Genomic DNA, 12,938 nt, shown 5'->3' on the forward strand with positions numbered 1-12,938 from the left:
CCATGGTTGCTGAAGTTCCAATGGATCGTATCCATCATTTCCTTGTACCCTTCCGAGAAGGAAGTGGCGGGCGAAGAATGGCCTGCTGCGGAATTGTAATCCAGCACAGCGTCCATCTCCGCCATCTGATCCCACCAGATGCCGTCTGCCCCGATATCGCGCAAGAAGTTGGCTCGATCCTTCAATTGGCTAATCCATACCGAGGAATGGGGCGACATCGCGTAGAAGCTTCTTCCGTTCCCGTAGCTCTCCGGGAAATAAGTGCCGTCGACCTTCTGCAAATTGGCGACCCCGGCATTGCTGGCGTACCAGTCGCTGCCGATATCCGCAATGTGATTGTTAATGTAGAAGAAGATATTGTCCCCGTTGGCATGAATGTCGGCGACCGCATCCTCCAGTCCGGTATCCCCGCCGGCCGCCGACAGGGTGTAATAATCGGGATAATAGCTGTCAAAGCCGTCGACATGCCACCCTGTTACCTCCAGATTATGAATGCCCTGAGAATCGACATTCTGAATATAACCGGGCAAATCGCTGTAATTCAGGTTAATCGAACCGTTATACGCTTTGACATTGCCCATATACCATGCGTCCAGCTCCATGGCTTTGGTCGGCTTGCCCTTCTCCCATTGAGCCGTATGGATCAGCCAATCCCGATAGCGATCGGCGCCCCAATACCAGCCCCCTTCGCTCGCTACGCCAATGTCAACCTGTGGAGAAATATAGCTGTCATTCGTCTCGGCGAACGGCCATACGGTGGCGGACATCTGTCTGGGCGAGCCGGCCGAAGGGTCTAATCCGGCATCGTAGCCGAAGCGAAACTCCTTATATGCAGCGTTCGTGTCCAGCACCGCATAATATAAGCCCTCATTGTTATTGTACAGATTCATCCACTGCATAGAAGCGGGAACGGGATATTGCATCATGCGCAGGAACGTGCCGGGATTGCTGAAAATTTCCCCTTCTTTATAGGGCCACATCAGCGACTCTCCGGAAAGCGCTTGCACTCCGGTGAGCTGAGGACTGACTACCGCCGTAACGGTTGAGTTCGGTTCGTTATTGGCCACTTCCGTTGTCCAATGTGAAACCGGATCATTATCGTAGACGGTAACGTGCTGCACAACGGATATGTTTTTTCCGCCGACCCCGTGAAAGGCCAGATCGACCCGGATGCCGTTGCTTAACGCGGTGGCGTTAACGCTGCTGAGCACAGCGTCGCGGCCTTTGAACATCGTTCCCAGCGAGGCGTTCCACTTGTTGTCCGTCGTCGTATTCGCGAATAACGTCCAGTTGCCGGCCAATGTACCGCCCAAATGCTGCGTGCCGGTGGTTTTGTTCTTAAGTCCGATCAGCGTACCGTTCGTTGTTTTCCATTTTAATTCGATTAACGTATTGGACAACGTAATTGTTCCGCCGCTGTTGGAATAGACAGTGCTAACAGCAGCCGAGGCATTCTGCGGCATCTGAAAACTCGACAAAAGCAATACGGTCATCACCATAACGAGGAAAGCTGCCCGAATTGGGGACTTTTTCATCTTAATTCCTCCTTAATCGATTTTACCGGTAAAGTCATATTTAAGATACTATAAATAATTTCAACGAACAACCCCCCATCCCCTTTAAATTCCTATACGGTTTTTTGACGACCTTATCACGAAAAAGGATTGTAATCGCTAACATGCTGTGCTAACATAAATTTACCGGTAAAGTAAATTCGTTTTAACTTGAACACCGGAGGGGGCATGCAGAGCAAGTTGAGGTAACCGATTTATCGCCTGTTACAAATAAAAGGGAGGTACATCCATGAGAAAAACAACCGTTTCGCTTGCGCTTATTCTATCGCTGCTTCTAACAACCGCATGCGGCAACTCGAACGATTCCAAATCGCCGGCAGCTTCGTCGGCAACGGGAAGCAATGCCTCGGAGACGAAAGAAGTGAATATCCGGTTCGCCTTCTGGGGAACTCCGGACGAGAAGCTCGTACAGGAAAAAATCAAAGCCGCATTCGAACAAGAGCATCCGAACATTAAAGTCACTCTCGATCACGTCAGCTCCGCCAATGATTTCCCGGCGTCCGTCCTGACCCAGATCGCCGGCGGCAATGCTCCCGACGTCTTCTATATTGGCGAGGCGCTAGTCAGCAGCTTTGTCAAAAAAAACGTGCTGCTGGATATGCTTCCACTTGCCAAAGAGAGCAATGTCGACTTCGACGACTTCTTCCCGGCGCTGCTTGATCCGATGGGCTATAACGACGGCCATATGTGGGCATTCCCTAAAGATGCGACGCCCTACATGATCTACTATAACAAAGAGCTGTTCGATAAAGCGAATGTCCCTTATCCGACCAATGAATGGACTTGGGACGACTTCGACAAGGCGGCCAAAGCGTTGACGTCGGAGGGCGACAGTAAATCGAAGCAGTACGGATTCGCGCAGGATTTGTGGTGGGGACCGTTGATTACTTCGATCTATAAGAATGGCGGCAAGCTGCTTAGCGATGACGGTAAATCCATGCTTGACGATCCGAAAACCGTTGAAGCTCTCGACTGGTACAAGAGCTTGATGTACAGAGACGGCGGCGTGTCGCCGACGCCCGACGGGTTGCAAGGGACAGGCATGAGCACCGTCGATATGTTCCTTGCCGGCAAAGCCGCTATGGTGTCCGGAGGCCGCTGGGTTTCTTATTCGCTGGAGCCGTTGGCCGGAAAATGGGGAGTCGTGCCGTTCCCGCAGAAAACGGGAAGCTCCTCGCCGCTGCTTTTTGTCACGCTGGCAATGCCAAAGAATACGGAGCATCCGAAGGAAGCGTTCGAGTTCATCAAGTTCTACGTCTCGCAAACGGCTCAGGAGATCAACTCTTCGACCGGTCTGGGCATGCCCGTGCTGAAGTCTGTAACGAACTCCGGGAAGTGGCTGCTTGAAGGAGAGTCGCAGGACCACGTGCAAGTCTTCTTCGATCAGTTGAACAATGCCAAGAGCCTGCCGTTCCATCCATCGTGGTCCAAGACCATTGACGAGATTTTTATGCGGGAGATCGATCCGGCGATGCGCAATCTGATAACCGTGGAAGACGCTCTCGGCAGAGCGAAGAAGGAAATCGATAAAGTCTTGAACGAATAGGAAGGTACGGGTGGACTGGGGAGCGAGCGAACGATCCGTTCCCCAGTTGACGCTTTTAACGCAAAGGAGTCAGCCATGTCAAAATCGAAGGCTAACAAGAAGAAAAGTATGACGGAGTCGGCATACGGCTACTTATTCATCGCGCCCAACCTGCTTGGAATGATGGTGTTCGTAATTGTCCCGATCTTCACCTCCCTGCTGATGAGCTTTACCGATTGGGATTTGATTAACGCTCCCCGGTGGGTGGGCTTGAGCAATTTTACGGACAAGATGGTTCACGATCAGCAATTCTGGGTGTCTCTCAAGAACACGTTCATCTTCTCCTTATTGACTATTCCGCTTGGAATTGTAGCGGCTTTTGTCATCGCGCTACTTCTGAATCAATCGATCAAGGGAGTTAATCTCTACCGCGCCGCCGTATTCCTGCCCGTCGGCATCTCCATGATCTCCATTTCGGTGATCTGGAGATGGATTTTGAACACCGATTTAGGCATTCTGAATTATGTGCTCAGCCTCGTGAATCTGCAAGGCGCAGGCTGGTTGTCCGATGAAAATTACGCCCTATTCTCGGTGTCGGCCATCTCGATATGGAAAAACGTGGGCTTCAATATGGTCATTCTGCTTGCAGGCTTGAAGGGGGTTCCCTCCCATCTGTACGAAGCCGCGACCATCGACGGAGCCGGCGCCTGGAGACGCATGGCACGGATCACGCTACCCTTGATTACGCCTTCTTTATTTTTTGTATCGATCATGTCGGTCATCGGTTCCTTTCAGGTGTTCGATCTGATCTACTCTACAACAAGCGGCGGTCCCGGCGACTCTACGCGAGTGATCTATTATTGGGTTTACCAGAACGGGTTTAAGTTCTTCGAAATGGGATACGCCTCCGCTCTGGCTTGGGTCGTCTTCATTATGTTATTTGCGGTTACGCTGCTGCAGATGAAGTTTTTCGGAAACAAAGTAAATTATGAGATGGACTAGGTGATATTTGTGACCTCCTATACAACGAGCACTCGCGTGAAGACGAAGTCGTTTCTCATTCATGCCGTTATGATCGTCTGCTGCATTCTGTTCATCTTTCCTTTCCTATGGATGGCGTTGACCTCGTTCAAGTCGCCGCAGGAAATTTTTCAATGGCCGCCTCGTATGTTTCCCGAGGAATGGAGCTGGCGCAATTACCAAGAGGTATTGACCGCCGTGCCGCTGCTGAGAATGCTGCTTAATTCCTTATTTGTTGCGGTTGCAGTAACAGCGGGCACGCTGCTGTTCAGTTCGTTGGCCGCCTATTCTTTCGCGCGGCTGCGGTTCAAGGGCAAGGACCTGTTGTTCAGCATGTATTTGGGAACGATGATGGTTCCCCTGATGGTGACCTTGATTCCAACGTTCGTTATTATGCGGAAGCTGGGAATGGTCGACACCTACTATGCGCTTATCATTCCCGGTTTTTTCGGCAACGCCTTCGGAACCTTCTTGCTCCGGCAATTTTTCATGACGATTCCGAACCAGCTCGACGAGGCGGCGCGGATAGACGGCTGCGGGTATTTCGGTATCTATATGCGGATTCTAATGCCGTTAATGAAGCCGGCTCTCGCCTCTTTGTTCATCTTTACCTTCATGGGAGTATGGAACGATTTCCTGTGGCCGCTTGTGGTCATCCAGACGGAGAGCGTTAAAACGATAACGCTGGGCCTAGCTTCATTCCAAGGACTATATACGACCAAGTATCACCTGCTAATGGCTGCTGCGATGATCTCCGTCCTTCCGGTTATGGTCGCATATATCAGCAGTCAGAGGTATTTTATAGAAGGAATCACTTTGACCGGTCTCAAGGGATGAGTTCGTTCAAAGCCGTACAGATATCATCATAACTAGGAGTGGGACACTTGAATCTTTATAACGGATTCGATATGGGCTTGGGCAATTTGGCGCGTCTGTCTAACGCTAGAACACGATCGATCAGCCCCGAAAACTTTTCCGGCGAGAAAGGTAAAGGAGGCATGGCGACGGAAGGAACGGGCGCGAATTGCGCGCGCGATTTGGGGGTTGGCTGGAAAGTGTCTCCTTCGGTCGAGATCGAGCCGGGAGCCGTATTTACAATAGGCGAAATTCAAGGGCCGGGCGCAATCCAGCATATGTGGATGACATGCTTCCCGACGTTCTGGCGAAATTTGATTTTCCGGATTTATTGGGATGAGGAAGAGGAAGCTTCCGTGGAAGTGCCGATCGGCGATTTCTTCTGCAATGGCTGGCAAGAACGCAGCGATGTCAATTCATTGCCGATTGCGGTTAATCCTGCCGGCGGGATGAACAGCTACTGGCAGATGCCTTTTCGCCGCTCCGCCAGATTGACGATGGAAAACAAATCTTCAGAGAAAGCCGTACTGTACTATCAGATCGACTATACGTTGACGGACGTCCCGGAGGATGCGGCATATTTTCACGCCCAGTGGCGCCGCACGAACCCTGTGCCGTACAAGGATGTCTATACGATTATCGACGGCATCTCGGGCAAAGGCCATTATATCGGAACCTACCTCGCTTGGCAGGTGAACAACACCGGTTGGTGGGGAGAAGGAGAAATCAAATTCTACATGGACGGAGACAAGGAATTCCCGACGATATGCGGAACGGGAACCGAGGATTACTTCGGGGGCGCATGGAATTGGGAGCAGCCTCTGGGCACGTACAGCACCTATTCCACGCCGTACCTAGGCATGCATCAGGTGATTCGACCGGACGGATTGTATCGAAGCCAGACGCGCTTCGGCATGTACCGCTGGCATGTCATGGACCCGATTCGGTTCGAGAGCGATCTGCGGGTGACCATTCAAGACCTCGGATGGCGCTCCGGCGGTCGATACTTGCCGCAGCAAAGCGATATCGCTTCGACAGCCTTCTGGTATCAGGCGGAGCCCCACGCCTCGTTCCCGACCCTGCCGGACAATGATGCGCGAGAAGTAATTTAATCCCGCCATATCAGCGCTCACGTCAACGACGTGAGCTTTTATGCGTCAGGCACATCAGCAACTTCCAACTTAGACATTGGATGGCTTCCCGCCGGCATCGCAGGCAAAACCTCGCGTTTCAGCTGCCGCAGCAGAAGGAGCAGCATCATCTAAAGCCGCACCTTACGCTAAACGAGCAAATCCTTCAACGCCTGCGGAGAGTTGTTCCACCATTCCTCGTTGTGCTCGATGAGCAGCTTGCGAAGCGCCGCCTTCTCTTCCGGACCGATGTTGTCCAGCATATACTTGCGCTTGATCGCGGCGTCGAGCCGGTTGACGTGATCGGGCAGCACCTTCCAGCCCCTTCTCGCCTCCGAGTCGATCAGCATCTCGCACGAGGTGGCGCCAGCGTAGTACGAGCCGGTCTCGTTGCGGTCGACGGCCACCCATACGACCCAGGCCGGACGACCGTTCGGCACGAGAGACTTGTCGGGAGAAAACCTGATCCCCTTCTCAATCTTGCTCTTGGCATGCATCGCGCCTACATCGATATACGCCTCTCCGCCGTCGATCATGACGCAGGCGACTTGGCTCAGGTCGATCGATCCCGCGCCGAAACCTCTATGTTCCTTGTTGCTGACGACGTTAAGCGACAGCTTCTTTTTCTCCGTCGGTTGATTCGGATTATCCATGGTCAGCCTCCTCTAAATGCCGTTACATACGAAAAAACCGGGACCGAGACCCTCGAAAATTCGAGTCCCTCCCGCTTCTTTAAGCGATGTTTATCGACGCGAACATTTGTTCCGTCTATTTTAGGTAATTCTGTACTCAACATCATAACAAAACGGAAAACATAAGTCTATTGTTTTTTGCGAAAATGCGCCACAATAGGTGAAGTCAATACGCAACGCAAGGAGGAATCGCACTCATGGATACGCAAAGCCCGGTTGTTCGGGAGGAACAGGAGCGCCTGCAGGAGACGTTCGGGGAGATCGACCGCCAGAGATCCGGCATCGGCCCGGTCTACCGGGGACAGGATTTTACCGAGCAGCTGCTCGAAGAGAAACGGGAGGAGAGCCGCCGTCGGCTCGACCTGCTCGACAAGGAACCCTACTTTGGCAGGCTCGACTTCAAGGAAAACGGGAAAACCGCGGCGCTGCCCCTGTATATCGGCAAGAGAGGCATGGACCGCCAGGATACCGGCGAGCCGTACGTCATCGATTGGAGAGCGCCGGTCGCTAGCCTCTTCTATTCCTTCACCGGCGGCGATGCGCCCGTCTCCTACGATGCGCCGGACGGCACGATCCAAGGGGACATCTACCGCAAGCGCAACCTGTCGATCCGCGATCGGAAGCTGGGACGAATCGTCGACAGCTACGAGCGGGGCGGGGACAATATCGGCCTGAACGACGAATTCCTGCTGTATAAGCTCGGAGACAAGAAAGACAATAAGCTGCGCGACATCGTGTCCACGATCCAGGCCGAGCAGGACCGCATCATCCGCGCTCCGCGCCACAAGGCGCTGATCATCCAGGGTGCGGCCGGTTCGGGTAAAACGACGGTCGCGCTGCACCGGCTCGCCTTCCTGCTCTATCAGTACCAGCAGCAGATTCGCGCGGAGCGGATGATTATTTTCGCGCCGAACACGATGTTCCTCGATTATATTTCCGGCGTGCTGCCCGAGCTCGGCGTCGGCGACGTCAAACAGACGACGTTCGCGGATTGGGCGCTCGACCGGCTCAGCGGCAACGTCAAGCTGGCCAAAGACGCCTCCGAAGGAGAACTGTGGTTCTCGCTCGCAGGCGCCAGGCCGCAGATCAACGACGAAACGCCGGGAAGATATAAGGGATCGCTCGCTTTCAAAGCGCTGCTGGACGAGCAACTGAGGAGCCTGGAAACGCGCTTCCTCGAACCTCAGCCGTTCGAGCCTTGGGAGGGCCGCGTGCTGCCAACCGCCAACATTCGCGAATGGTTCGAGGTGGAATACCGCCATTACCCGCTCGCCCCGCGGTTGGAGCGGCTGCAAGCCCGCATCAACCGCTGGCTGGAAATGCAGCTCGGAGAGATCGGCGACCCGAAGATCCGCAAGGATAGGGCCAAGACCGGCAAGCAGCGACTGAGAGCTTACGTGAGCAAGCTGCCCAAAGCGGACGCCCTAAGCTTCTATCAGCGCTTGTTCTCCTCGGACGGCGCGGCGGACATCCCCAAGGACATCGTTCAGAGCACGAAAGCCTATCTGAAAAAAGGCGAAGTCCGGCACGAGGACCTGCCCGCGCTCGTCTGGATCCATTATGCCTTCAACGGCGCGGAGAAACTCTCGTTCGACCACGTCGTCGTCGATGAGGCCCAGGACGTATCCCCGCTTCAGATCGCCTTGCTGAACGCGTTCATGAGCGAGCCCTCGTTCACCATTCTCGGGGATTTGGCCCAGGGCATTCATGCGTATCGCGGCGTGCAGAGGTGGGAGGAACTGTCCGACGTATTCGCGGAGGAATACCGTTCCTATCACGCCCTGCAGCAAAGCTACCGCTCGACGCTTGAAATCATCGAGTTCGCCAACCGCATCCTGCCGCATACCGGCACGAGTCTGCCTCCTGCCGTTCCGGTCTTCCGCAGCGGCGATCCGGTGGAGGTCGCCAAGCTGGACGCCGAGACGGATCGACTCCCTCGCATCGAGCGCTTCATCCGGGACAACCGGGAGCGCGGCATGCAGACGATCGCGATCGTGTGCCGCACGGACGACGACTGCGCCCGGTTGGCTGAGCTGCTGCAAGCAAGCGGCATCGAGGCGAATCTGATCGCCGAGAACCAAACCCAATACCGCGGAGGCATTACCGTCGTTCCCGTGTATCTGGCCAAGGGACTCGAATTCGACGCCGTGCTCGTCGCGGATGCCGACGACCGCCGCTATGCGGCCGCGCCGCAGGACGCCAAGCTTCTGTATGTCGCCTGTACGCGCGCGCTTCACCGTCTCACGCTGATGTATCTCGGGCTGCCAAGCCCGCTGATCGCGGAAGCTTAAACGAGACGATAGACCCTCGCTTCGTAAGGAGCAAGCCGGAGATCGCGCAGGTTGCGGTCTCCCGACTCTCCGCTGATCAGCAGCAGCTCAGCCGAAGAATAAACGACGGAGTCCGGCAGCCTGCTTTCGGCCGCTTCGGCGGACAGGTTGGCAATCACGAGCAGCCTGTCTTCCCCTAGCGTTCTCGTATAGGCATAGATCTGCTTGTGCTCCGGCAGAATCAGGTCGTACGCGCCGTATACCGCCGACGGATTGTTTTTGCGCAGCGCGATCAGCTTCCGGTAATGATGATAGATCGAGTCCGGCTCCTTCAGCTCTTTCTCGACGTTGATCTCCTTATAGTTAGGGTTAACCTTCAGCCAAGGCGTGCCGGTCGTGAAGCCCGCTTGGTCGAGATCGTTCCACTGCATCGGCGTCCGGGAATTGTCGCGGCCGTTTTTCCAGATGACCCGCATGATCTCTTCGTGGGTTTTGCCATTTTCGAGCTCGGTGCGGTACAGGTTTTTGCTGGCTACGTCGTTGTAGTCGTCGATCGAAGGGAATTGGACGTTGGTCATCCCGATCTCCTGGCCCTGGTAGATGAACGGAGTCCCCTGCATGAGAAAATACATCGTCGCGAACGCTTTCGCCGACTGCTCCCAGTAGGTTTGGTCGTCTCCCCACGTCGATACCGATCTTGGCTGATCGTGATTTTCCAGGAACAGCGCGTTCCAGCCGACTCCTTCGAGCCCCTTCTGCCAGCGGGTGAGCGTCTTCTTGAGCGCCGGGATATCCACGGAACCGTCCGCCGTCTTCTGCCACAGCCCCATATGCTCGAATTGGAAAATCATATTAAACGCGCCCCGCTGTTCTCCGACCCACAGCTCCGCGTCATCCACCGTCACCCCGCTCGCTTCTCCGACGGTCATGACGTCGTACTTGTCGAACGTCTCGCTCTTCATCTCCTGCAGGAAAACGTGAATGCCCTCGCGATTCATATGGCCTTCGAAGGAAGGCACATAGCGCAGTTGGTCCGGATTCGGCATGTCCGGGAAGCCCGGAATCTTCTTAATATGGGAGATGGCGTCCACGCGGAAGCCGTCGATGCCCTTATCCAGCCACCAGTTGACCATCGCGTACAGATCTTGGCGGACTTGCGGGTTCTCCCAATTCAAATCCGGCTGTTTGGTAGAAAATACGTGCATGTAATATTGCTCAGTTGCCTCGTCGTACTCCCACGCTGAGCCGCTGAAAATACTCTCCCAGTTGTTCGGCTCCGCCCCGTTCTTCCCGTCGGACCAAATATAATAGTCTCTCTTCGGATTGTCCCGGCTCGAACGCGATTCGATAAACCACGGATGCTCGTCGGACGTATGGTTGATGACCAGATCCAGGATCAATTTCATCCCGCGGGAATGAACCTCTGCCAGCAAACGGTCGAAATCGGCCATCGTGCCGAACTCGTCCATAATGTCCTGATAATCGGAAATATCGTACCCGTTGTCGTCGTTGGGAGACTTGTAGATCGGACAGATCCAGAGCACGTCGACGCCGAGTTCCTTCAAATAATCGAGCTTCGAGATGACGCCCGGCAAATCCCCGATGCCGTCACCGTTGTCGTCCATAAAGCTGCGGGGATAAATTTGATAGGCGACCGCCTCTTTCCACCATTTTCCGTTCATGATGCCAACTCCTCGATTCTCATTTTGCGCAAACGTTTGCACTCTTCCTTCATATTAAAAGATTTGCGAAATCCCTGTCAACTACAATTCATAGTAGCTTGGCCCGAAACTCCAGATATAATCCGCGGACAACCTACATATATATCTCGTAGATGCTTGTCAACGGGAGGGTTATCCGTATGCCTAAGCGCCGTTCGCTGCGAATGCTGCTATTCGTCGCCGCCGCTGCCGTACTTGTCATGTCCGTCCGATTCGGGTTTGCCGACGCTTGGGTCGATCAATACGCCCTGCCCGCGTCTTCCTTGTCCGATCTTCCCGCCGCCGGCCCGCCCGCGGCAGAAGCCAAGTCCGAGCCCAATCCCGGGCCCGACGTTCCGCAGAAACCGCAAGCCGTCGTCCTCAGCAATCGCGTAACGGAATACCACATCTCCGTCTCGCTCGACGAGAACAGCGGAACCCTGCTGGGAGAGCAGGTCGTTACCTGGAAAAATCCCGGGCGCAAAGCGGTCTCCGAGATGTACCTTCATCTATATCCGAACGCTTTCGCGCCCGGCAGTACGTTCCTCCGCGAATCGGGAGGTAAGCTCAGGGGAGACAAAATGAAAGAAGGCGGCTACGGCGGGATGGAGCTTACCTCTCTGACCACTGAGGAAGGGGAAACGCTTCTGCCCAGAGTCCATTACGTGCAGCCGGACGACGGCAACCGCAACGACCGCACGCTGGCGGCTTTCCGGCTACCCGAACCGGTCAATCCTGGGGAATCCGTCACCTTGCGCATGAAGTTCAACGTTCTGCTGCCCGAAATCTTCGCTCGCATGGGCAAATCCGGCAACTTCGTCATGGCCGGCCAATGGTTTCCCAAAATTCCCGTCTACGAGACGTCCGGAATGAGGGGGCGCGCCTCCGAGGGCTGGAATCTGCACCAATACCACGGAGATTCCGAATTTTATTCGGACTTCGGCATCTACAGCGTTCGCATCGAGGTTCCGGACGGTTATAAAGTAGCGGCTACCGGCTTCCTTACGAAAACCCCGGCCGTCTCCGGCGGGCGCAAGAGCTTCCAGTTCTATGCCGACGACGTGCACGATTTCGCCTGGTCGGCTTCTCCGGACTTCGTGTACGTGGAGGATTCGTTCTCTTCGCCCGGAATTCCCGGAGTTCGGATCAAGCTCTATTTGGACCCGCTCCATCAGCACTTGAAAGACCGCTACATGCACGCTGCCAAGTCCGCGTTAGCCAAGCTGGGACAGTGGTACGGAGAATATCCCTATTCCACTCTCTCCGTCGTCGTCCCTCCGGCAAGCGGCAACGGTGCCGGCGGCATGGAATATCCGACGCTCGTCACCGGAGCGTCGGCCCGGGACGACAATCCCGGCTATGAGCTGGAACGAACGCTCGTCCACGAGATCGCCCACCAATACTGGTACGGGCTCGTCGCTTCCAACGAATTCGAAGAAGCCTGGTTGGACGAAGGCTTTACGTCCTACACCGAAGATAAGCTGATGGCCAGCATTTACGGCGTACTGCCCAATCTGCCGATCGAGGCCAGCTATATGACCCATCCCGAGCCGCTGAGCCTCTCCTCCTGGAAGTTCAGCTCCTCGGACGGATACGCCGAGAACGTCTACCTGCGGGGCAAGCTCGTGCTCTTCGCGCTGGAGAAGCAAGTCGGGGACAAAACGATGAGCAAGATCATGCGAACCTATTTTCAGAAGTACAAGTTCAAGCATCCTTCTTTCTCGGACTTCCAGAAAGTCGTGGAGACGGTGACGAAGGAGAAATGGACCGACTTCTTCCGGGCTTACGTGCAGCGCGGCGAAATGGCGGATTTCTCGGTGGAAACGATTCAGACGAGAAAGACGGACACCGGCTACGAGAGCATCGTCTTGCTTCGGCGCAACGGGGGCAGCCCGGAAGCGGTATCGGTATGGCTGCAGTTCCAGGACGGCCAGTCGGTACGCAAGCGCTGGGACGGCGTTCAGCCCCACGTTCAGCTCAAGCTGGAGTCGGCCTCCCCGCTGCTCTACGCGACGATCGATCCCGGCAACCATATCGTGCTCGACAATCGCAAGTACAACAATTATCTCAAAGCCGAAGTACCGCCCGAACAGCGCTCCCGGTATGCAACCGGAATAACCCAGATTATAGAAGGTCTGTTCGGATCATTGGCCTGGTGAGGTGAGGGAAGAA

9 protein-coding genes are annotated in these 12,938 nt (G+C 55.0%); 6 read left to right on the top strand and 3 right to left on the bottom strand.

Annotated features, from left to right (window positions below; translation table 11 throughout):
- A partial coding sequence (locus ACESLM_RS03930) for a DUF6259 domain-containing protein (RefSeq protein WP_372630069.1) occupies nt 1-1,535 on the bottom strand: 1,535 nt, incomplete at its 3' end.
- A gap of 268 nt (nt 1,536-1,803) precedes the next feature.
- Here ACESLM_RS03930 and ACESLM_RS03935 point away from each other — a divergent pair.
- The 4 genes from ACESLM_RS03935 to ACESLM_RS03950 all read left to right on the top strand — a co-directional run bounded on the left by ACESLM_RS03935 (nt 1,804) and on the right by ACESLM_RS03950 (nt 6,086).
- Nucleotides 1,804-3,120 carry an ABC transporter substrate-binding protein gene (locus ACESLM_RS03935; RefSeq protein WP_372630070.1) on the top strand — a complete coding sequence of 439 codons (1,317 nt, stop codon included), beginning with the start codon at nt 1,804-1,806 and terminating at the stop codon, nt 3,118-3,120.
- Between the two features lie 75 nt (nt 3,121-3,195).
- A complete protein-coding gene (locus ACESLM_RS03940; RefSeq protein ID WP_372630071.1) occupies nt 3,196-4,101 on the top strand; it encodes a carbohydrate ABC transporter permease in 906 nt (301 codons plus the stop codon).
- A 36-nt stretch (nt 4,102-4,137) separates the two neighbouring features.
- On the top strand, nt 4,138-4,956 hold the full coding sequence (locus tag ACESLM_RS03945; protein WP_372630072.1) for a carbohydrate ABC transporter permease: 819 nt from the start codon (nt 4,138-4,140) through the stop codon (nt 4,954-4,956).
- A 71-nt stretch (nt 4,957-5,027) separates the two neighbouring features.
- A complete protein-coding gene (locus ACESLM_RS03950; protein WP_372630158.1) occupies nt 5,028-6,086 on the top strand; it encodes a glycoside hydrolase family 172 protein in 1,059 nt (352 codons plus the stop codon).
- A 167-nt stretch (nt 6,087-6,253) separates the two neighbouring features.
- Here the strand turns inward: ACESLM_RS03950 and ACESLM_RS03955 are convergent, their stop codons facing one another.
- Complete coding sequence (locus ACESLM_RS03955; RefSeq protein ID WP_372630073.1) at nt 6,254-6,757, bottom strand: YwhD family protein; 504 nt, start codon at nt 6,755-6,757, stop codon at nt 6,254-6,256.
- A gap of 236 nt (nt 6,758-6,993) precedes the next feature.
- On the opposite strand from ACESLM_RS03955, the gene ACESLM_RS03960 reads away from it, so the two are divergent.
- Nucleotides 6,994-9,087 (top strand): HelD family protein, encoded by a 2,094-nt coding sequence (locus ACESLM_RS03960; RefSeq protein WP_372630074.1) that lies wholly within the window; start codon nt 6,994-6,996, stop codon nt 9,085-9,087.
- Here ACESLM_RS03960 and ACESLM_RS03965 read toward each other — a convergent pair.
- Nucleotides 9,084-10,748 (bottom strand): glycoside hydrolase family 13 protein, encoded by a 1,665-nt coding sequence (locus tag ACESLM_RS03965; RefSeq protein WP_372630075.1) that lies wholly within the window; start codon nt 10,746-10,748, stop codon nt 9,084-9,086. The two genes, ACESLM_RS03960 and ACESLM_RS03965, sit on opposite strands and share 4 nt — an antisense overlap.
- A gap of 179 nt (nt 10,749-10,927) precedes the next feature.
- Between ACESLM_RS03965 and ACESLM_RS03970 the strand changes: the two genes are divergently transcribed.
- Nucleotides 10,928-12,925 carry a M1 family metallopeptidase gene (locus tag ACESLM_RS03970; protein ID WP_372630076.1) on the top strand — a complete coding sequence of 666 codons (1,998 nt, stop codon included), beginning with the start codon at nt 10,928-10,930 and terminating at the stop codon, nt 12,923-12,925.
- The last annotated feature ends 13 nt before the right edge of the window (nt 12,926-12,938 follow it).

Origin of the sequence: Cohnella sp. (assembly GCF_041641335.1) — a bacterium.
Taxonomy (GTDB): domain Bacteria; phylum Bacillota; class Bacilli; order Paenibacillales; family Paenibacillaceae; genus Cohnella.